This window comes from Hymenobacter nivis, assembly GCF_003149515.1.
In the GTDB taxonomy this organism is placed as follows: domain Bacteria; phylum Bacteroidota; class Bacteroidia; order Cytophagales; family Hymenobacteraceae; genus Hymenobacter; species Hymenobacter nivis.
In genome coordinates this window covers 2816042-2835393 of sequence record NZ_CP029145.1, presented here as the reverse complement: position 1 = coordinate 2835393, position 19352 = coordinate 2816042, and the positions used below count along the sequence as shown (strand labels likewise).

The following is a 19352-nucleotide window of genomic DNA, read 5'->3' as shown; positions in this document are numbered from 1 at the left end:
ATCCACCGATTCTGTTCAGCGACGGGCGGGGGCAAGCCCCGCCCCTACCGCCACTTGGGAACTGCCTTAAAATAAAATTTACGCGGGTATAAATATTTATTACACTATTTATCAACGTTTTAAATTAATCAACTAACAATTTAGTTGATAAACTAATTATTTAGTTGATATTTGTTCCATCACCTCCCGCATCCACTCATGAGCCCTTCCTTCCCCGAACTTACCCGCGCCGAGGAGCAGGTGATGCAAATCCTCTGGCGCGAGGGCCCCAGCTACGTCAAGGACGTGCAAGGGGCCCTGCCGGCCCCGGCGCCGGCCGTCACTACGGTGTCCACCATCGTGCGCATTCTGGAGCAAAAGGGCTTTGTGGGCTACGAGGCCTTTGGGCGCACGCACCGCTACCATGCCCTGGTGGGGCAGGACGACTACCGCCGCTTTTCGCTGCGCAAGTTGCTGGGCGGGCACTTCGGCGGCTCGTTCAGCCGGCTGCTCTCCTTTTTTGCCCAGGAGGAAAACCTCGACGCCGCCTCCCTCGACGCGCTGCTCCGCCAGGCCCAGGCCGGGGGCCCCAGCGACGACGCGCCCGCCGCCCTCGATGCCGCCGCCACCCCCCACGCCCCGCAACCATGAACGACTTGCTAACCTGGATGCTGGGCTCCGTGCTGGGGCTAAGTGCCGCCTGGGTCCTGTACCGCGGGGCCCTGCGCGCCGAGCGCTGCTTCGGCTACAACCGTGCGTTCCTGCTGCTGGCGCCGCTGGTGGCGGCGGGGCTGCCGCTGCTGCCGCGCCCGGCGCTGGGGTGGCTGGCCGGCGCCGCGGCCCCGGGGGCCCCGGGGCTGGCCGGCGCGGGCGTGGGGCCGTCGTTCGTGCTGCCCACGCTGCACGTACAGGCCAGCGGCTGGGGGGCCGAGTGGGCGGGAGTTCCGCCGCTAGTCTGGCTATACGCGGCCAGCGTGGCGGTGGGCCTGGGCCGCCTTGTCTGGCGGCTGGCGCGGCTGCACCGAGCCACGCGCGGCCTGCTCCGCACTGCCGGGCCGGGCTACGCGCTGGCCAATACTGGCGGCCGGCTGCCCACCAGCTCGTTCGGGCGCACCATTTTTTGGGACGAGACGGCTGCCCTGGCGCCCGCCGAGGCGGCCCAGGTGCTGGCCCACGAGGCGGCCCATGTGCGCCAGGGCCACACCTACGACGTGCTGTGGCTGGAAAGCTGGCGCGCCGTGCTCTGGTTCAACCCCTTCATCTACCCGCTGGTGCGGGCCCTGGCCCTCACCCACGAGCTACTGGCCGACCGCGCCGCCCTGGCCGAAACCACCGCCGCCCCCACCGCCCCGGGGCCCCGGCCCGGGCCCACCGCTTACGCCACGCTGCTGGCCCGGCTGGCCACCCGCCGCATCACGCTGCCCGAAGCGCCACTGTCCCTGCTGCACTCTTTTACCCATTCCCTCACCCTCACCCGCATTGCCATGTTAAAGTCGTCTCACCCCGTGCGCCGCTGGAAGCAGTGGCTGGCCCTGCCCGTTGTAGCGGGCCTGTTGGTCGTAGCCTGCCAGCCGGCCGCTGATACGCAACCCAACAACGGGGTAGCTCTGCCTCCGCCCCCTCCGCCGCCCATTGCTTCGTCAGAACTGCAATTTAACCAGCTAAAGGACGGCTCGAAGCTTTACGTGTTCGTAGAGGAGATGCCGCACCTGCCCGGTGGGGGCGGTAATACTGCCATTGTGGAAGCCATTCAAAAAAATATTCAGTACCCAACGCTCGCTGCGGCCGATCAAAAAGATGGCCGAATATTCGTGTCCTTCGCAGTGAATAAGGACGGCGCCGTGGTAGAACCCAGAATAGTAAAAGGCCTGGGGCCCGCCTACGATGCGGCCGTGATGACAGCCGTCAGCAAGCTGCCCGCCTTTGTGCCTGGCCGCCAAGGCGGCATCCCGGTGAACGTAATTTTCACCGTGCCCGTCCAGTTTGACAGGCAGCCCTAAGCCAGCGGCCTTGGGCGAAAACCGACCGGGCCCCGGCGCTACGCAGCGCCGGGGCCCGGTTTTTAGGGAGTTATCCAGTTATCCACATTGGGTTTGTGGATAACTTTTGGGTGGGCTGGGGGCCCTGTTGCTACTGTTTCCCGCCGGTGTACTTGCGGTAGGAGTTGATGCAGGCCACGGCCATCTCCCACCTACCTGCTCTCTTACCCCCTCGCCCTAGGAAAGCATCTCGGCCAGCAGCCCTTCCTTCAGGGCGAAGGCCGAGGTTTGGATGTGCGTGATGCCGCTGATGCCCAGCACCCAATCGATGAGCACGGTGGCCACCACCAGCATGTTGGCCCGCATGGGCAGGATGCCGGGCAGCGCCAGCCGCTGGGCGTGGTCGCGGCTCAGCAGCTGGGCGTAGCTGTGCTGGAAGCTGCCGAGGGCCAGCTCGACGCGGGGCGGCAATTCTTTTTCGGTGCGCAGGCGGCCCAGCTGCATGTCGGCCAGGCTGTCGAAGCTGCCCGAGGCTCCTACCAGTCCCACCGGCTTCAGCTCGCTGAGGGCCGCCACCAGGGGCCCCAGCATGGTATCGAAATACGCCTGCTCGGCGGCCACGGCAGCGGCCGGAAACACGCCGCTGGGGTCGGGGAAGAACTGGTCGAGCAGGCGCTGGGCCCCAATCTCGAAGCTCTGCTTCCAGAAAATCTCGTGGTCGTTGGCGATGATGAACTCTACCGAGCCGCCGCCGATGTCCATGATGAGCTGGCGCTGGGGCCCCAGCGGCACGGCCTGGCGCACGCCCTTCCAGATGAGCTCGGCCTCGCGCTCGCCGGCAATCACTTCCACCTCGATGCCGAACTGGTCGGCAATTTCGCGCACCAGCGCCGGGCCGTTGCGGGCCACGCGCACGGCGCTGGTGGCCGTGGCGCGCACCTGCGTCACGCCGTGCAACTCCATTTCTTCCTTGAAGCCGGCCAGCGTATGCAGGGCCCGGGCGTAGGGCTCGGGCGCGATTTCGCCCTTGCTGATACCGCCCTCGCCCAGGCGCACGCCGGCTTTGGTACGCAGCAGCTCGTGCGGCGGCTGGCCGGGCACGGCGGGCAGCTCCACAATCAGCAGGTGAAACGTGTTGGTGCCCATGTCGATAAGGGCGAGGCGATGGCGCGGGGGCATACGGTGCAGAATAAGTGCCGGGAGGCTGGCGGGTGCAAAGTAAGCGGGCCGGCGGCCTGCAACGCCCCTTTCGCCGCCTGCGTATGCACAAGTAATGGCTGCTACTCCGCTCGTTTCCACCAAAAAATGCCCGTTCTGCCAGCAGTGGTCCGAGTGGGAGCTGCGGCCCACCGACCGCTGCACGCACTGCGGCCACCTGCTCGACCCGCAGGCCCACCAGCGCGCCGAAGCCGATGCCGTGGCGGCGGCGCAGCCGCAAAAATCAGCGTTGCGCCTCATCGAAATTCGTCCCGAAGACGGCCCCGTGCTGACCTTCTTCAAGTGGATTGGGCGGGGCGGGCAGCTGCTGTTCATCGCGCTGCTCTCATTTTTCGTGTGGGTGGCCACGGCCATCGCCGCCTAGCCGTGGGCGGGGCCCCGGGGCTGCGCCACCCGCTGCTGGTGGGCGCGGCCGGCCTCTACGGCGGGCTGTGGCTCAACCGGCACTGGCTGCACTGGCCGCTGCCTGCCCTGGTTACCTCGCACCTGGCCGACCTGCTGGCCCTGCCGCTGATGCTGGGCCTGGCGCTGGCGGCGCACCGCTGGCTCATTGACCCGCGCGGCACCTTGCCCGTTGCGTGGCTGGTCGGCGCATGGCTCGGCGTATCGGTATGGTTCGAGGGCCTGCTGCCGCTGTGGTCGGCCCGGGCCGTGGCCGATCCGCTCGATGTGCTGGCCTACGCAGCCGGCACGCTGGGCTTTCACTACTGGCTAAACCGCCCGCCGGGCCCCCTGCCCCGGGCTTAGGTATGCATTTGATTTAGGAGCTAGAGTTGTTCCCAAATAAACACCGCGCTGCATGACCGCTCTGCACGACGTTCCGCTTTTTTCTAATTTAGGAATAACGCTACTGTTCAGGTGAGAATCAGCCCGATGTAGAGACGCATCCTTGCGTCTTCGGCTTGAACGACTTGCCCGGACATCGTGCAAGCCTGCCGTTCACACCTGAGACGCAAGGATGCGTCGCTGCCCCGGGCGGAGCCAACCGATTTTAAGACGGAACGCGGCTAATTCGCAAACCGGCAGAACGTGCCCAGCGGCAGCTTGCGCTGCCCGGCATCGTGCAGATAAATCTCGCCCAACTCGCGCACCGCCTTGGGCCCCGGGAAGATAGCCGTGGTCAGGTTGTCCAATATCAGCGCCGAGAAGCCCAGCGAGTACAGGTTCACCACGAAGAAGTGGTCGGCCGGGTCGAGCAGCTGCTGGCTGAGCTTGAGTAGCTCGTTCAGCTCGTCCTCCAGCTGCCACTTCTCGCCGTTGGGGCCCCGGCCGTAGGCGGGCGGGTCGAGGATGAGGCCCTGGTACTTGCTGCCGCGTTTCACCTCGCGGCGCACGTACTTCATGGCGTCTTCCACCAGCCAGCGCACGCCGTCGAGGCGGCTGGCCTCCATGTTGTCGCGGGCCCAGAAGTTCACCTGCTTTACCGAGTCCAGGTGCGTCACGTCGGCCCCGGCGGCGCGGGCGGCCAGGGTGGCGGCCCCAGTGTAGGCAAACAGGTTTAGCACCCGCGGCTGGGCGGCGCGGCGCGCTTTGGTCTGGTTGTAAATGAATTGCCAGTTCGGGTCCTGCTCCGGAAACAGTCCCACATGCTTAAACGACGAGAGGCCCAGCCGAAACCTCAGCTTCAGCCCGTCGGGCCGCTCGTAGTTAATCAGCCACTGCTCGGGCATGGCGGGCTTGAGGCGCCACTGGCCCTTTTCGGTGCTGCCGGGGGCCCGGGCGAAGGCGGCGTCGGCCCGTTCCCACTCTGTGAGCGGCAGGTGCGGGTCCCAGATGGCCTGGGGCTCGGGGCGGGCCAGCACGTGGGGCCCGAAGCGCTCCAGCTTCTGGAAATTACCGGAGTCAATCAGCTCGTAGTCGGGCCAGGGCGAGGTGGTGAGGAAGTCGTACATAAGCGGGCCGCAAAGGTAGGGGCGGGCCCCCGGGGCCCCATTGTCGCCCGCGGGTTTCCCGAAGCGGCCCGGGCAGCCAGCCAGGACCCCCGAAAACCTCTGCTCGCTTTATCCGTTACCGGGGGCTACTCGCAAGGCGCTGGGCCTCACTTGCCGAACTGGTTAATACGGCCGGGCAAAAGGATGCGTAATTTTAAGTAATGGCTGGAAAAAATTGGCTGGTAATGGTTTGCGGTTGGCTGGTGCTCGCAGGGCTAGGGCTGAGCGCATGCTCGTCGCCCTCCGGCCCGGCCGCCAACGCGCCCGCCGAAACCTACGCGCGGCGCCGTGAGGTAACCGCCCCGCCCACCCGGCGCGGCCGCATCCTCGACCGCCACGACTCGGTGCTGGTGGATACCCGCCTGAACTACCTGCTGGCCGTGCCGCTGCGCCCGGGGCTCGATTCGGCCACCGCCGTGGCCCTGAACCGCCTGCTGGGCTGGCCCGATAGCACCCTGGCGCGCCGCCTGGCCGAGGCCCTGCCCTATGCCGGGGCCCGCCTCCGGGGCCCCATCCAGCTCGTTATCACCCCGGCCGAAGCCGGCAGCGTGCACCGCCACCAGGCAGAGTGGCCCCAGCTGGCCCTGGCCGAAGCCGTGCAGCGCACCTACACCGTGCGCACGGCCGCCCCGGTGCTGGGCTACCTCGCTGCCAATGCCCAACCATTTATCAACCAAACGATTCGCTACCGGAGCGGCCAGTTTTACCGCCTACGGAACGGCGGCGTCGAAACCTACTACAACGGCTTGCTGACCGGCCACCGCGGCTACCTGCACCCGCTGGTGGACGCGCTGGGCCAGCGCCGCGGCAGCTGGGCCCCCGACACGGCCTTCCAGGATGGGCAGGACCTGCACCTGGCCCTCGATGCCAAGCTGCAAGCCTACGCTGAAAGCCTGCTGGGCGGCCGCAAGGGCTACCTCGTGGCCCTCGATCCGCGCACCGGCGAAATTCTCTGCTCGGTGTCGGCCCCCACCTACGCGCCCGCCGCCCTCACCAGCCCCGACCAGGCCGGCGTACGCCGCCAGCTGCTGGAGGACGAGGACCTGCCGCTGCTGAACCGGCCCGCAGTGCTGGCCAACCCGCCCGGTTCGGTATTCAAGCTCGTGAATTCGGCCATTGCCTTGCAGCTGGGGGCCATTACGCCCGGTACCGGGTTTCCGTGCAACCAGTCGCTCATCAGCTGCGTGCATTACCACCCGGCGGCCCGTAATCTCACTATGGGTCTGCAATACAGCTGCAACCCGTACTTCTACCAAACCATGCGGGCCCTGATTGACCACGTGCCTGATAGCCTGATGGCCGACACAGTGGCTGCCCGCCACGCCAACCTAGCCATTTGGCAGCGCTACGCCCAATCGTTCGGGCTCGACACGCTGCTCGGCGTGGATTTGCCCCGCGAGCAGGCCGGTTTTCTGCCCACGCCGGCTTACTACGACAAGGCCCGGCACACGCGCAACTGGCGGTTTCGCTCCATTTACTCACTCAGCATCGGGCAGGGTGAAATCAACCTGACGGGCCTGCAAATGGCCAATATGGTGGCCATCATCGCCAACCGGGGCTGGTACTACACGCCGCATTTCGTGCGTGGTGTGGGCACCGGGGGCCCCCTTCCGCGCTTTCTGGTGCGGCACCACACCCTGGTCGACAGCGCCAACCTGGAAGCCCTGGTGCCCGGCATGCTGGCTGTGATGCACCGCGGCGGCACCGCCGCCGCCTCCAGCCTGGCCGATGTGGGCATTGCCGTGGCCGGCAAAACGGGCACTGTGCAGAACGACGAGGGCGACGACCACGCCACGTTCGTCGCCTTCGCCCCCGCCCACCACCCCAAAATTGCGGTGGCCGTGTACCTCGAAAACGCCGGCTTTGGCGCCACCGAAGCGGCCCCCTGCGCCGCCCTGGTCATTGAAAAATACCTGCGCGGCTCCATTGCCCCCCGCCGCAAGCGCTGGGAGCGGCGCATGCAGTACCGCGGCCGGGCCTATGAGCTGGCGCACCGCCTGGGCCGCAAGCCGCCACCGCCCGCGCCGGTGCCGGTGCCCGAAGGCCAGTAGGCTTCCCATCTTTCCGGCGTCGGCGCTCGTATAAGTGGCAATGTTTGGAATTCGCAAAGACCCGGAGTTGCCCGCGTGGGTATTTTTATTGCTGCGGCTGGGCACGCTGCTGGCCGTGGCGGGCATCGCCTGGGCGGTGGCCCGGTGCAGCACCTGACCCGCCGGGACCCCAGCGGGCCAGCAATCGCGCAAAACCACCGAAATTTGTGCAAACCCCGGCCCCCCATGACCCTCGCTTTCCACAAATACCAAGGCACCGGCAACGACTTCGTTATCCTCGACGACCGCGCTGCACAGTTCGATACCGCCGACCACGCTCGCATTGCCCGGCTCTGCCACCGCCGCTTCGGCATCGGGGCCGACGGGCTAATGCTGTTGCGCAACCATGCGAGCTACGATTTTGAGATGGTGTACTTCAACGCCGACGGTCGCCCCAGCACTATGTGTGGCAACGGTGGCCGCTGCCTGGTAGCCTTCGCCAAGTACCTGGGCGTCATCACCGACGAAGCTTATTTCCTGGCCGTGGACGGGCCCCACGCCGCCCGGGTGGAGGCCGACGGCACCGTGCGCCTGAAAATGATTGACGCTGCCGCCCTGCAGCCGGCCGAAGTAGGGGAGGGGGCCGTGTTCGTGCACACCGGCTCGCCCCACCATGTGCATTTCCTCGCCGCTGAAGAAGGCCACACGCTGGCCGAGTTTGACGTGCACAGCGCGGGCCACGCCATCCGCTACGACCCGGCCTACGACCCGGCCGGCGTGAACGTCAACTTCGTGGAAGTGCCCGCCGACCCCGCCCACCCCTGGCCCGTGCGTACCTACGAGCGCGGTGTGGAGGCCGAAACCCTGAGCTGCGGCACCGGCGTCACGGCCGTGGCCCTGGCCGCCTCGCAGCGCGGCGCGGCCTCGCCCGTGCGCCTCCAAACCCCCGGCGGCCTGCTGGAAGTGGCCTTCCAAACGCAGCCCGGCGGCGGCTTTGCCAACGTGTGGCTGAGCGGGCCCGCCGTGCGCGTGTTCGGCGGCGAAATCAGCCTGTAGTGGCCGCCGCGCCCACCGGGCCCCTCGTGCGGCTGCGGGCCCTGGAGCCCGACGACCTGGAATTCCTCTATGCCCTGGAAAACGACCCCGCCGTATGGGCCGTGTCCGACACGCTGGCCCCCGTGTCGCGCCACGCGCTGCGCGAGTACCTGGCCCACTCCACCGCCGACTTCCACGAGGTACGGCAGCTGCGGCTGGTCGTTGAGCCGTGTGCTGGGGGCCCCGCCGTGGGCGTGGTCGACCTGTTCGGCTTTGAGCCGCTGCACCAGCGGGCGGGCGTGGGCATAATTATTTTGGCCGGTGCGCGCCGGCAGGGCTACGCGCAGCTCACCCTTGCGCTGCTGGTAGCCCATGCCCGCGGCGTGCTGCACCTGCACCAGCTATACTGCACCGTGGCGGCTGCTAACCGGGCCAGTCTGCGACTGTTCCAAGCGGCTGGGTTTCGGCGGGTGGGCACCCGGCGGGCGTGGCTGCGGGGCCCCGTGCCGGGCCAGTGGCTCGACGCCGTCGAGTTTCAGCTCGTGCTGGGACCCGCCGGCTGAGCCGGGGCCCCATGCCGCCATTCGCCGGGCGTATCCTTTTGGGGCCGGGGCCCGTATAACTTGAGAGCGCTGCAAGCTAGACCGATTATCGGCAATTATATTATACGCAGCACCGCATCCTCTTCCTGTCGATTCCCATGCCCCACGCTGCTTTGGCGGAGGCTGCCGCACGCCCCGATGCGCTGCCGCAGGCCGCTGCTGCCCGAACCGCAACCCCGTACGCCCTGCCCGACCTCGTGTGTTTCGCGCACCTGCACTGGGATTTTGTGTGGCAGCGCCCCCAGCACTTGCTGTCGCGCTTTGCCCAGCACGGCCGCGTGTTTTACGTGGAAGACGCCTTTTACCACCCCGACCAGGTGGCCCCACACCTCGAAATCAAGGAGCGCCACAATGGCCTGCGCGTCGTCGTGGCCCATTTGCCGGCCGGCTTATCCGAAGCGGCGGCCGACCAAATTCAGTTTGAGCTGCTGAGCCGGTACTTCGCCGCGCAGGGCATTCTCCAGTACGTTTTCTGGTACTACACGCCCATGGCGTTGAACAAGTCGCGCCATTTCCACCCCGTGCTGACGGTGTACGACTGCATGGACGAGCTGGCGGCTTTCAAGTTTGCGCCGCCCGAGCTGCGCCAGCGCGAGCAGGAGCTATTCGAGCGCGCCGACCTCGTGTTCACGGGCGGCATGACCATCTACGAATCCAAGCGCGAGCAGCACCCCGATGTGCACCCTTTCCCCAGCAGCATCGACAAGGCCCACTTCGGCCAGGCCCGGGGCCCCATGGCCGAGCCCGCCGACCAGGCCGGCATTGCGCACCCGCGCGTCGGCTTCTTCGGCGTGGTTGACGAGCGCCTCGACATCGAACTGCTGGCTCAGCTGGCCGCCAACCACCCCGGGTGGCAATTTGTCATCATCGGGCCGGTGGTGAAAATTGACCCCGCCAGCCTGCCGCGCCCGGCCAACGTGCACTACCTGGGCGGCAAGGATTACCTGGAACTCCCGGCCTACCTAAAGGGTTGGGACGTGGCGACGCTGCTCTTCGCCGACAACGAAAGCACCAAGTTTATCTCGCCCACCAAAACCCCTGAGTACCTGGCCGCTGGCAACCCCGTGGTGAGCACGCCCATCCGCGATGTGGTGCGGCCTTACGGCGACCTCGATCTGGTACACATTGCCGCTGATGCCGAGGCCTTTGGCGCGGCCATCGGGCGGGCCCTTACCCAGCGCGACGACGCCGACTGGCGCCAGCGCACCGACGATTACCTGGCCACGATTTCGTGGGACCAGACCTGGCAGCAAATGGTGGACCTGATGCAGGACCGCCTGGCCGCCAAGGCCCCCGCCGCGAAGACGGCTTAGCCCTTCACTGGCTTTCCCGAAACGCATATTTTCTCCGTATAATCCTCCCTTTTCTACTTTCCGTATGTTTGACTATCTCATTGTAGGGGCCGGATTTGCCGGTAGCGTGCTGGCCGAGCGGCTGGCCACCCGCAGCAACAAAAAAGTGCTCGTCATTGATAAGCGCAACCACATCGGCGGCAACGCCTACGACCACTACAACGAGGATGGCATCCTGATCCACAAGTACGGCCCCCACATTTTCCACACCAACTCCAAGGATGTGTTCGATTACTTGGGCAACTTCACTGATTGGCGTCCCTATGAGCACCGCGTGCTCGCCTCGGTGGACGGCCAGTTCGTGCCGATGCCCATCAACCTGGACACCATCAACTTGCTATACGGCCTGAAGCTGAATAGCTTCGAGTTGGACCAGTTCTTCGAGTCGGTGGCTGAGGATGTGCCGGTTATCAAAACGTCGGAGGACGTGGTGGTGAGCAAGGTAGGCCGCGAGCTGTACAACAAGTTCTTCAAGAACTACACCAACAAGCAGTGGGGCCTCGATCCGTCGCAGCTCGATAAGTCGGTGACCAGCCGCGTGCCCACCCGCACCAACCGCGACGACCGCTACTTCACCGATACCTTTCAGGCCATGCCGTTGCACGGTTACACCCGGATGTTCGAGAAGATGCTCGACCACCCGAATATCAAGGTGATGCTGAACACCGACTACCACGAAATCATGGACTTCATTCCATTCAAGGAGATGATTTTCACGGGCCCCGTGGACGAGTATTTTGATTTCCAGTTTGGCAAGCTGCCCTACCGCTCGCTCGAATTCAAGCACGAAACCCTGAGCAAGGAGAAGCACCTAGTGGCTCCTGTGGTGAACTACCCCAACGAGCACGCCTACACCCGCATCACCGAGTTCAAGGCCCTCACCGGCCAGGAGCACAGCAAAACGGCCATCGTGTACGAGTACCCACAGGCCGAGGGCGACCCTTACTACCCCGTGCCCCAGCCCGAAAACGCCGAATTGTACAATAAGTACAAAAAGCTGGCCGAAGAAACCCCCAACGTACACTTTGTGGGCCGCCTCGCCACCTATAAATACTACAACATGGACCAGGTGGTGGCCCAAGCCCTGACGCTGTACAAGCGCCTGACTGAGAAGGAGGAAGCCGCTAAGCCCGCCCGCCCCGCCATTTCGGGCAGCACCGCCCTGGTGGACAAGCTGGTAAGCCGCGCGCCCAAAGCCTAGCCCGGCGCTGGGGCCCCCGGGGCCCTAATTGCCCAGCGGGTTTCGGCTCGCCGGTGCTTAATTTCACGTTCCCAAAAAGCTCCGCCAATCTGGCGGGGCTTTTTGTTTGGGACGGTTTTGGCTAGGAAGCCGTAAATTTGGGGAGCGCTCTGGCGCCTATTCGTTAAAAAAACTACCGATGTTAGATTTTTTCGGCAAGACCGTCGCTAAGCTATTCGGCTCCAAATCGGAGCGTGACTTGAAGGAAATCGTGCCTTACGTGGCGCTGATTAATGCCGAATATGCCAAACTGGCCGGCCTGACCGACGACCAGCTGCGTGAGCAGACTCAGGCTGTGCGCAACCGCATCGACGAGCGCCTGGCCGGCATTGACGGTCAGATTGGGGCCCTGCACCAGCAGATGGCCGACGTGCCCACTATGGAGGTTTCTCAAAAGGAAACCCGCTTCGAGCAGATTGACGTGCTGGAAAAGCAGCGCAACAAAGACCTCGAAGCCGTGCTGCTGGAGGTGCTGCCGTCGGCCTTCGCCATCGTGAAGGAAACCGCCCGCCGCTACAAGGAAAACGGCCAGCTGGTGGTTACTGCCACCGACTTCGACCGCGAAATTGCCACCCGCAAGAGCAACGTCACCATCCAGGGCAGCCAGGCGGTGTGGGCCAACAAGTGGCTGGCCGGCGGCGCCGAAATCACCTGGGACATGGTGCACTACGACGTGCAGCTCATCGGCGGCGTGGTGCTGCACCAGGGCAAAATTGCCGAAATGGCCACCGGCGAGGGCAAAACCCTGGTTTCAACGCTGCCCTCGTTCCTCAACGCGCTGTCGAAGCGCGGGGTGCATCTGGTGACGGTAAACGACTACCTGGCCAAACGCGACTCGGAGTGGAACGCGCCGTTGTTCGAGTTCCACGGCCTGACCGTGGACTGCATCGACAAGCACCAGCCCAACACCGACGCCCGCCGCGCGGCCTACGCCGCCGACATCACCTACGGCACCAACAACGAGTTTGGCTTCGACTACCTGCGCGACAACATGGCCCGCGACCCCGAGGAGCTGGTGCAGCGCAAGCACCACTTCGCCATGGTCGACGAAGTGGACTCGGTGCTAATTGACGATGCCCGCACGCCGCTCATCATCTCGGGGCCCGTACCGCGCGGCGACGTGCACGAGTTCTACCAACTCAAGCCGCGCATCCAACGCTTGGTGGACGAGCAGAAAAAGCTGGTCCAAAACTACTTAGTGCAGGCCCGCAAGCTCATCGCCGAAGGCAAGGACGGCCCCGAGGAGGGCGATAAGAACGGCAACGGCGGCCTGTTGCTGCTACGCGCTGCCCGCGGCCTGCCCAAGAGCAAGCCGCTCATCAAGTACCTCTCGGAAACTGGTAACCGCGCCGTGCTGCTGAAGACGGAAAACTTCTATTTGCAGGACAACTCGCGCCAGATGCCCAAGGCCGATGAGCCCCTGTTCTTCACCATCGACGAGAAGAACAACCAGATTGAGCTGACTGAAAAAGGCATCGACCTGATTACGGCCCAGGGCGAAGACCCGCACCTGTTTATCATGCCCGACATCGGGATGGAAATTGCCGCCATTGAGAAAACCCCCGGCCTCAGCGCCGAGGAAAAGCTCCAGCGCAAAGACCAGCTGATGCAGGATTACAATGAGAAATCGGAGCGCGTTCACACCGTAAACCAGCTGCTTAAGGCGTACACGCTGTTCGAGAAGGATGACCAGTACATCCTCACCGACGACGGCAAGGTGAAGATTGTGGACGAGCAAACCGGCCGCGTGATGGAAGGCCGCCGTTACTCCGACGGCTTGCACCAAGCCATCGAGGCCAAGGAAAACGTGCGCGTGGAAGACGCCACCCAGACCTACGCCACGGTGACGTTGCAGAACTACTTCCGCATGTACCACAAGCTGTGCGGCATGACCGGCACGGCCGAAACCGAGGCCGGCGAGTTCTGGGAAATCTACAAGCTCGACGTGGTGGTAATTCCCACTAACCGCGTCATTTCCCGCCAGGACGCCCACGACCAGGTATACAAAACGGTACGCGAGAAGTACAACGCCGTGGCCCTCGAAATCCAGAAGCTGGTGGAAGCCGGCCGGCCGGTGCTGGTGGGTACCACATCGGTGGAAATCAGTGAGTTGGTGAGCCGCATGTTGAAGTTCAAGGGCATTCCGCACCAGGTGCTGAACGCCAAGCAGAACCAGCGCGAAGCCGAAATTGTGGCCGGCGCGGGCTTCCCCGGCACCGTGACCATCGCCACCAACATGGCCGGCCGCGGCACCGACATTAAGCTGCGCGAAACCTCGAAAGCCGCCGGGGGCCTGGCCATCATCGGCACCGAGCGCCACGAGAGCCGCCGCGTGGACCGCCAGCTGCGGGGCCGCGCCGGCCGCCAGGGCGACCCGGGCACCTCGCAGTTCTTCGTGAGCCTGGAGGACAACCTCATGCGCCTGTTCGGCTCCGACCGCATCGCCAAGCTCATGGACAAGATGGGCATGGAAGAGGGCGAAGTGATTCAGCACTCGATGATTACCAACAGCATTGAGCGCGCTCAGAAGAAGGTGGAGGAGAACAACTTCGGCACCCGCAAGCGCCTGCTGGAGTACGACGACGTGATGAATGCCCAGCGCGAAGTGGTGTACAAGCGCCGCCGCAACGCCCTACACGGCGACCGGATGGAGGTGGACATCCTGAACATGATTTACGACGTGGCCGAGGACATTGCTGTGGGCCACAAGCAAACCGGCGACCACGAGGACTTTAAGCTGTCCGTCATTAAGACGTTTGGCTACGACACTGAGATTACCGCCGGCCAGCTGGGGGCCCTGCAAGTGCCGCAGCTCACCCAGAAGCTCTACGACGAGGCCCTAACTTACTTCGAGAGCAAGAACGAGCATATTGCCGCCAACGCCCTGCCGATGGTCAACGAGCTGCTCAGCCAGGCCAACGTTTACGAGAACATCGCCGTGCCCTTCACCGACGGGCGCAAGCACATTACGGCGCTGGCCAACCTGCGCCGGGCCCAGGCTACGGGCGGCCACGACATCCTGCGCGGCATGGAGAAGGTGGCCGTGCTCGGCACCATCGACACGGCCTGGACGCAGCACCTGCGCCAGATGGACGACCTGAAGCAAGTGGTGCAAAACGCCGTGTACGAGCAGAAAGACCCGCTGCTGGTGTATAAATTCGAGTCGTTTGAGCTGTTCAAGCGTATGATTGGTAAGGTGAACGACGAAACGTCGACCTTCCTGTTCCACGCCGATGTGCCGGTGCAGGAAGAAGCCGTGGGCACCAACCACGACGCCGAGTTCTACTACGAAGACGAACTGCCCCAGCCCAAGCTCACCGAGCAAAAGGAGTCGATGCTCGACTCGCTCGGCGCGGGCCCCGAGGACATGGGCCCCGACGCCCCCGCCGTGGTGGAAAAGCAGGCCCCGGCCCGCAGCCAGAAAGTGGCCAACCGCAACGAGAAAGTGAGCGTGCAGTACATGGACGGCCGCGTGCTGCGCGACGTAAAATACAAAACCGTGGAGCAGGACCTGCAAACCCAGCGCTGCGTGCTGGTGGATTAGGGCCCCCGCGGGATAATCGAAAAGGGCGATTTTCTCACTGAGAAAGTCGCCCTTTTTTGGTCGATTATGAATTAAGACTGCTGCCAGAGTTTGCTGCGCGTGTCCATTATTTCGGCCACGAACTCAGCCAGTTCGCGGTAGGCCGGGGGCTGGGCCTGCTTGATGGCTTGCAACAGGCGGTTTACCCTTGCATCGTCTTCTATGCCTTCCTCTTTTATGAAATCGATAAAGTCGGGTAAGGTGGCGGGCAGGTCGAAAGCTGTTACGTCGAGTCCGGCGGCGCTGGCGACTTCAAAAATCCAGGTATCACAAGCCGGGTCCAGCACGATGAGGTAAGCACTCATGCAAAAGTAATCGTGTAGTGATTACCGACGTTTGCCAGCACGTGTTCGAGGCGTTGTAGCAAGGTTTGCTCCGTGGCGTAATCCTGGGGGCGAACCCAATAGTGCTTGCAGCGGTGCCAGAGCAGTTCGATGTGGTTGAGTTCGGGGCTGTAGGCGGGCAAGAAAAAGAGTGTCAGGCCGGCCGCTGCCCACTTGGCTTCACAAGCGCGCACCACGTGCGCTTTGTGAATGGAGGCATTGTCGAGTACGAGCACGGTAGGGCCGCTTAGACTGTGGCAGAATGCGTTGACGGCCAGCACAAATAAGTCGGCCGTCAGGCTGCCTTCCCGCACGTAGGCCTCCAGGGGCTGGTGCGGGGCGTGGGCCTGCCAGAAGCCCAGGACCGAATGCCCCCCGCGCCCCCGTACGGCGGGCAGGCCCACCGGGGGCTGCCCACGCCGTTGCCAGGCATAGGGCACGGGGGCTTGGCGCGAGAAGCGGCACTCATCGACGTAGACCACGGCCACCGCGCCGCGGGCTTCGGCTTGGTGCAACGTGTGCAGGTGCTGCTGGGCGGCGGCAAACAAGACCGGGTCGCGTTGCGCTTTCAGACTCCTGCGGCAGCGCTTCCAGCGGTAGCCGGCGCGGCGCGCCAGCCGGCGCAGCGTGCTCAGGCTGAGCTTGAGGCCCCAGCCTCGGCGGATGTCAGGAAGCCACGCGCGCAATTGCTGGGTGGCCGTACCCAGCCAGGTCGCTACTTTTTTTTACTGCTGGTGGGAGTTTCGGCGGGCGGCCCGACCGCTGGCCCTCGGCCAGCCCGGCCAAGCCCAGCTCCTGCCAGCGGCGCAGCCAGATACCGACCGTATTATAGCCCACGGCAAACAAAGTGGCCAATTGCTGAACGGTCGCCCCGCGGTGGTGTCCCAAAATAACTTGGGCACGCCGCCGCATTCGCGGGTGCGGGCCCTGAGCAGCAGCGGCCTCCAGGGTGGTGATTTCAGGAGCTGCGAGCGGAAGTGAAGCGAGTAGCATACGCCAAAATTAGCGCCTTCGCCCCACACGATTACTTGTGCATGGGTGCTTAATGAGTCAGGTGGTGCTCGTGCTGGTAGATGGAATAGCGGCAATCGCGGTAATCGCGGTAATCGGGCTCGGTGCGGGCCGCGACCACGCGGCTGAACTGGCGCAAGTACCTCACGTCGGCAAACCGCTTATCCTTGCCCACCATCCCGACCACGAAGCGGGGGCCCCGGGCGGCCGTGGCCTGGCTTTGAAGCAGGTTGGCTACTTTCGAAATTCCGTGTTAGTGGTTGAAAAAGGTGCGCCGGCCGGCTAGTAGAACTTGCGCGAGAGCAGTATCAACGTGGCATTCGGGTACAAATAGCACTAGCTCAGGCATCGGCCCGGCCGGTCGTGAACCGCTTCATGTTGTAAAATACATCGATGCCATCAGCCCGAATGTCGAATATTTCCTCGTCGCTGAGTTGATGCACTTTTGTCTGGTGATCTTCGTAATACACCGCGAACATGGCCAATTGCTTGACTTGCTCATCATCAGTTAGCATGTCTTCCAATATCTCGGTAATAAGGTAAGGGCTGTGCGTATCAATAAAAAACTGGTTGTTCGTGCTTTCCACAATGCGCCGGCCCAATTTGCTCACGTACACCGGGAATGAATGCGCCTCTGGCTCCTCGAACAGCAGCACGGCATCGTCGTTGCTCTCGATGGCGGCCAGATAGAAGACAAGGCGTTGCAGCGTATCAGCGACGCTAGAGTAAGGATAGGAGTAGATAACGCCGTCGATGTCTTTGACGGCTTCCATTTTGTTTTCCTCCATGCGCAAGGTAAGTCGATGACCAGTGCGCTTAAATATGGCCGCCACCTCCCGGCGGAGGGGCTCATAAGTTTGAATAATATTTTTGAGGTTGTCGCCGCTGGGCGGCTCCAAAAAGGTGGTGGCGTAATCTTGGTTGATAAGCGTTTTTTTGGCAAATATGTAAGGCCGGACGGTCCGGGTGGCACTACTGCTTTTATCAATAAAAAAACTGACGGCTTTCGCACCAATCTGACGCAAGCCGTTCTTATCAAAATAGGTGCGTAAAACTCCGTCCTGGGCTAATTTATCTTGGCGCTGAAGGTTTACCTGTTGGTTAGCCGCGTTAAATTCTGCGATGAAATTATTAATGGAACGTAACTCATTGAAAGCAGGAGCGGAATGCTCGTCATTGCCCAGCGCTTGCCTGAGAGCCGCCCGCGTCAGGAGCAGCGCCTGAAACCAGTTCTTGGCGGCCGATACATCGGCACTTACAAAGCATATTAACTGATCCGTTTCAACGTAGATGGTATTAGCGGTCCGGTTATCAAAAAACAGTTGATTTGCCTGCTCATACCGCACCATCCCTTCCATGAATCGCCGCTTTTTATCGTACACCATCCCGCCCAGCAAGCTCATGGCTTCCAGAATATTCGACTTGCCTACGTTCGGCTCGCCGATAATTAAATTCACGCGCCGGGGGTGTAACGTCACGTCCTTGATGGACTTGAAATTCTGGATGCGCAGCAACTTGATGGCGTTTTCCATAACTGGGGGGATTTGTGCCAAAGTACGGGTAAAACGGGTGGCGGGTGAGGTCCCGGGTTTAGACGAATAGGGCCCCGGCGGCCCGCCCCGTTACCTTTGCCCCATGAACCTTGCTCCTTACCTCGACCACACCCTGCTGCGGCCCGACTGCACGGCGGCCGAAATCCGGCAGCTGTGCCAGGAGGCCCGCGACCACGGCTTCGCCAGCGCCTGTGTGCCGCCCTGCTACGTGGCCCTGGCCGCCGAACTGCTGGAGGGGAGCGGTGTGGCCGTGTGCACGGTTATCGGCTTCCCGCTGGGGTATACGACGCGCCTGGCCAAGTTTCGCGAGGCGGAAGGGGCCCTGGCTGACGGGGCCAGCGAGCTGGACATGGTGCTGAACGTGTCGGCCCTGAAATCGGGCGAGACGGCCGCCGTGCAGGCCGAAATTGAGGACCTGGCCAATCTGGCGCATGTGCAGGGGGCCCTGCTGAAGGTTATCATCGAAACGGCGCTGCTCAACGATGACGAAATAACCGTGGCCGCGGGCCTGTGCGCCGCCGCCGAAGCCGACTTTGTGAAAACCTCAACCGGCTTTGCCAGCCGGGGCGCGTCAGTGGCCGACGTGGAACTGCTGCGCCGGGTGTTGCCGGCCGGCGTCCGCATTAAGGCCTCGGGCGGCATCCGCACGCGGGCGGCGGCGCTGGCGCTGGTGGCCGCCGGGGCCAACCGCCTGGGGGCCTCGAACAGCTTGACTTTGCTCGTGGATGATGAAAACCCGATTCGTTAACGTGCTGGCCGTTCCGCTCCTGATCGGGTTAGCAGCCTGCGCCGGCACGTCGCCCGGGGCCCCGCGCGCCACGGCTATGGCCGACACCGTGCCCACGGCCAAAGCCGCCGCTATGCCGGCCGACGACCTGCGCGCCTACCGCTTGCCCGTGCCACAGCCGCCCGCCGGGGCCCGGGCCCCAACGGCAGCCGCGCCGGCCCGCCCCGCGCCGCTGCCCACCAACCACGTGAACGCCCAGGTGGAGCAGCGCCTGCGCGACCAGGCCGCTACCAACCAGAACGTGAAGTACGCCCAGGGCTACCGCCTGCTGGTGTACCTGGGCCTGGAGCGCGGCCAGGCCATGGCCATCCGGCGGGCCGTCATCGGGCGCTACCCCGACGAGACGGACTACCTCACCTTCAAGGCCCCCGTGTACCGCCTCTACGTGGGCGACTACCTCACCCGGCTGGAGGCGGCCCGCGCCAAAGCCCGCCTGCGCGGCCTCACCCAGCGCGCCGAGCTGGAGGCCACCCAAGTGGTGCTGAATAAGAACCTATAAATTGTCTGAACCACGGATTTATCGGATTAGGCGGATTTATCGGATTTTGGGGAAGATTTACGCTGGGGAACTCATTTGCGTAGCCGTTGTGCCGAATAATTTTTGTATATTTTCATGACGGCCGCCTTTCGATTAATTAATGAACTGATGTTGCGCAGCACCTGCAGCTATCTGCTGGAAAGGGTATTTGTATGGACTGCAAAAGCCTGTTTCCAGTAAGCTGACGAAAG

19 protein-coding genes are annotated in these 19352 nt (G+C 63.6%); 12 read left to right on the top strand and 7 right to left on the bottom strand.

Annotated features, from left to right (window positions below; genetic code table 11):
• Positions 1–198: 198 nt before the first annotated feature.
• Positions 199–630, top strand: coding sequence for a BlaI/MecI/CopY family transcriptional regulator (locus tag DDQ68_RS12550; RefSeq protein WP_109656613.1), 432 nt, complete (start codon positions 199–201; stop codon positions 628–630).
• Positions 627–1979 (top strand): M56 family metallopeptidase, encoded by a 1353-nt coding sequence (locus DDQ68_RS12545; protein WP_162550073.1) that lies wholly within the window; start codon positions 627–629, stop codon positions 1977–1979. Before DDQ68_RS12550 ends, DDQ68_RS12545 begins: the two co-directional genes overlap by 4 nt.
• A 216-nt stretch (positions 1980–2195) precedes the next feature.
• Here DDQ68_RS12545 and DDQ68_RS12540 read toward each other — a convergent pair whose 3' ends face one another.
• Complete coding sequence (locus tag DDQ68_RS12540; protein WP_109656611.1) at positions 2196–3137, bottom strand: Ppx/GppA phosphatase family protein; 942 nt, start codon at positions 3135–3137, stop codon at positions 2196–2198.
• A gap of 94 nt (positions 3138–3231) precedes the next feature.
• Here DDQ68_RS12540 and DDQ68_RS12535 point away from each other — a divergent pair, with 94 nt between their 5' ends.
• Both DDQ68_RS12535 and DDQ68_RS12530 read left to right on the top strand, forming a co-directional pair.
• Positions 3232–3540: a hypothetical protein gene (locus DDQ68_RS12535; protein ID WP_109656610.1), complete on the top strand. Its 309-nt coding sequence runs from the start codon at positions 3232–3234 to the stop codon at positions 3538–3540.
• Positions 3513–3923: a hypothetical protein gene (locus tag DDQ68_RS12530; protein WP_162550072.1), complete on the top strand. Its 411-nt coding sequence runs from the start codon at positions 3513–3515 to the stop codon at positions 3921–3923. The genes DDQ68_RS12535 and DDQ68_RS12530 overlap by 28 nt, the downstream gene beginning before the upstream one ends.
• 260 nt (positions 3924–4183) lie before the next feature.
• Here DDQ68_RS12530 and DDQ68_RS12525 read toward each other — a convergent pair whose 3' ends face one another.
• Positions 4184–5068 (bottom strand): class I SAM-dependent methyltransferase, encoded by an 885-nt coding sequence (locus tag DDQ68_RS12525; protein ID WP_109656608.1) that lies wholly within the window; start codon positions 5066–5068, stop codon positions 4184–4186.
• A gap of 200 nt (positions 5069–5268) precedes the next feature.
• On the opposite strand from DDQ68_RS12525, the gene DDQ68_RS12520 reads away from it, so the two are divergent.
• From DDQ68_RS12520 to secA, 6 genes are all read left to right on the top strand, one after another.
• Positions 5269–7158, top strand: coding sequence for a peptidoglycan D,D-transpeptidase FtsI family protein (locus DDQ68_RS12520; protein ID WP_109656607.1), 1890 nt, complete (start codon positions 5269–5271; stop codon positions 7156–7158).
• Positions 7159–7383: 225 nt separating this feature from the next.
• Positions 7384–8193 (top strand): diaminopimelate epimerase, encoded by an 810-nt coding sequence (dapF, locus tag DDQ68_RS12515; RefSeq protein ID WP_109656606.1) that lies wholly within the window; start codon positions 7384–7386, stop codon positions 8191–8193.
• Complete coding sequence (locus DDQ68_RS12510) at positions 8193–8735, top strand: GNAT family N-acetyltransferase (RefSeq protein ID WP_109656605.1); 543 nt, start codon at positions 8193–8195, stop codon at positions 8733–8735. The genes dapF and DDQ68_RS12510 overlap by 1 nt, the downstream gene beginning before the upstream one ends.
• Positions 8736–8872: 137 nt before the next feature.
• On the top strand, positions 8873–10087 hold the full coding sequence (locus DDQ68_RS12505) for a glycosyltransferase (RefSeq protein ID WP_109656604.1): 1215 nt from the start codon (positions 8873–8875) through the stop codon (positions 10085–10087).
• A gap of 64 nt (positions 10088–10151) precedes the next feature.
• On the top strand, positions 10152–11327 hold the full coding sequence (gene glf / locus DDQ68_RS12500) for a UDP-galactopyranose mutase (protein WP_109656603.1): 1176 nt from the start codon (positions 10152–10154) through the stop codon (positions 11325–11327).
• 178 nt (positions 11328–11505) lie between these two features.
• Positions 11506–14910, top strand: a complete 3405-nt coding sequence (gene secA / locus DDQ68_RS12495; RefSeq protein WP_109656602.1) for a preprotein translocase subunit SecA — start codon at positions 11506–11508, stop codon at positions 14908–14910.
• A gap of 71 nt (positions 14911–14981) precedes the next feature.
• On the opposite strand, the gene DDQ68_RS12490 is transcribed toward secA, so the two are convergent.
• The 5 genes from DDQ68_RS12490 to DDQ68_RS22865 all read right to left on the bottom strand — a co-directional run bounded on the left by DDQ68_RS12490 (position 14982) and on the right by DDQ68_RS22865 (position 17815).
• On the bottom strand, positions 14982–15254 hold the full coding sequence (locus DDQ68_RS12490; protein ID WP_109656601.1) for a hypothetical protein: 273 nt from the start codon (positions 15252–15254) through the stop codon (positions 14982–14984).
• Positions 15251–15958, bottom strand: a complete 708-nt coding sequence (locus DDQ68_RS12485) for an IS630 family transposase (protein ID WP_162549719.1) — start codon at positions 15956–15958, stop codon at positions 15251–15253. Before DDQ68_RS12485 ends, DDQ68_RS12490 begins: the two co-directional genes overlap by 4 nt.
• A complete protein-coding gene (locus tag DDQ68_RS24780; RefSeq protein WP_369076534.1) occupies positions 15939–16184 on the bottom strand; it encodes a helix-turn-helix domain-containing protein in 246 nt (81 codons plus the stop codon). Before DDQ68_RS24780 ends, DDQ68_RS12485 begins: the two co-directional genes overlap by 20 nt.
• Before the next feature lie 130 nt (positions 16185–16314).
• Entirely contained in the window at positions 16315–16461 is a 147-nt protein-coding gene (locus DDQ68_RS22870) for a hypothetical protein (RefSeq protein ID WP_162550071.1), read from the bottom strand.
• A 163-nt stretch (positions 16462–16624) separates the two neighbouring features.
• Positions 16625–17815 (bottom strand): AAA family ATPase, encoded by a 1191-nt coding sequence (locus DDQ68_RS22865; RefSeq protein WP_162550070.1) that lies wholly within the window; start codon positions 17813–17815, stop codon positions 16625–16627.
• Positions 17816–17918: 103 nt separating this feature from the next.
• Here DDQ68_RS22865 and deoC point away from each other — a divergent pair, with 103 nt between their 5' ends.
• Together deoC and DDQ68_RS12465 are read left to right on the top strand one after the other, a co-directional pair.
• Positions 17919–18584, top strand: coding sequence for a deoxyribose-phosphate aldolase (gene deoC, locus DDQ68_RS12470; protein WP_109656600.1), 666 nt, complete (start codon positions 17919–17921; stop codon positions 18582–18584).
• Positions 18562–19122 carry a hypothetical protein gene (locus DDQ68_RS12465; protein WP_211320144.1) on the top strand — a complete coding sequence of 187 codons (561 nt, stop codon included), beginning with the start codon at positions 18562–18564 and terminating at the stop codon, positions 19120–19122. The genes deoC and DDQ68_RS12465 overlap by 23 nt, the downstream gene beginning before the upstream one ends.
• Positions 19123–19352 lie beyond the last annotated feature (230 nt).

Bases quoted from the DNA above. Each gene is read 5' to 3' on its own strand.
- DDQ68_RS12550 (WP_109656613.1), top strand. From the start codon at position 199: ATGAGCCCTTCCTTCCCCGAACTTACCCGCGCCGAGGAGCAGGTGATG.
- DDQ68_RS12545 (WP_162550073.1), top strand. From the start codon at position 627: ATGAACGACTTGCTAACCTGGATGCTGGGCTCCGTGCTGGGGCTAAGT.
- DDQ68_RS12540 (WP_109656611.1), bottom strand. From the start codon at position 3,137: ATGCCCCCGCGCCATCGCCTCGCCCTTATCGACATGGGCACCAACACG.
- DDQ68_RS12535 (WP_109656610.1), top strand. From the start codon at position 3,232: ATGGCTGCTACTCCGCTCGTTTCCACCAAAAAATGCCCGTTCTGCCAG.
- DDQ68_RS12525 (WP_109656608.1), bottom strand. From the start codon at position 5,068: ATGTACGACTTCCTCACCACCTCGCCCTGGCCCGACTACGAGCTGATT.
- DDQ68_RS12520 (WP_109656607.1), top strand. From the start codon at position 5,269: ATGGCTGGAAAAAATTGGCTGGTAATGGTTTGCGGTTGGCTGGTGCTC.
- dapF (WP_109656606.1), top strand. From the start codon at position 7,384: ATGACCCTCGCTTTCCACAAATACCAAGGCACCGGCAACGACTTCGTT.
- DDQ68_RS12505 (WP_109656604.1), top strand. From the start codon at position 8,873: ATGCCCCACGCTGCTTTGGCGGAGGCTGCCGCACGCCCCGATGCGCTG.
- glf (WP_109656603.1), top strand. From the start codon at position 10,152: ATGTTTGACTATCTCATTGTAGGGGCCGGATTTGCCGGTAGCGTGCTG.
- secA (WP_109656602.1), top strand. From the start codon at position 11,506: ATGTTAGATTTTTTCGGCAAGACCGTCGCTAAGCTATTCGGCTCCAAA.
- DDQ68_RS12490 (WP_109656601.1), bottom strand. From the start codon at position 15,254: ATGAGTGCTTACCTCATCGTGCTGGACCCGGCTTGTGATACCTGGATT.
- DDQ68_RS24780 (WP_369076534.1), bottom strand. From the start codon at position 16,184: ATGCGGCGGCGTGCCCAAGTTATTTTGGGACACCACCGCGGGGCGACC.
- DDQ68_RS22870 (WP_162550071.1), bottom strand. From the start codon at position 16,461: ATGGTGGGCAAGGATAAGCGGTTTGCCGACGTGAGGTACTTGCGCCAG.
- DDQ68_RS22865 (WP_162550070.1), bottom strand. From the start codon at position 17,815: ATGGAAAACGCCATCAAGTTGCTGCGCATCCAGAATTTCAAGTCCATC.
- deoC (WP_109656600.1), top strand. From the start codon at position 17,919: ATGAACCTTGCTCCTTACCTCGACCACACCCTGCTGCGGCCCGACTGC.
- DDQ68_RS12465 (WP_211320144.1), top strand. From the start codon at position 18,562: ATGATGAAAACCCGATTCGTTAACGTGCTGGCCGTTCCGCTCCTGATC.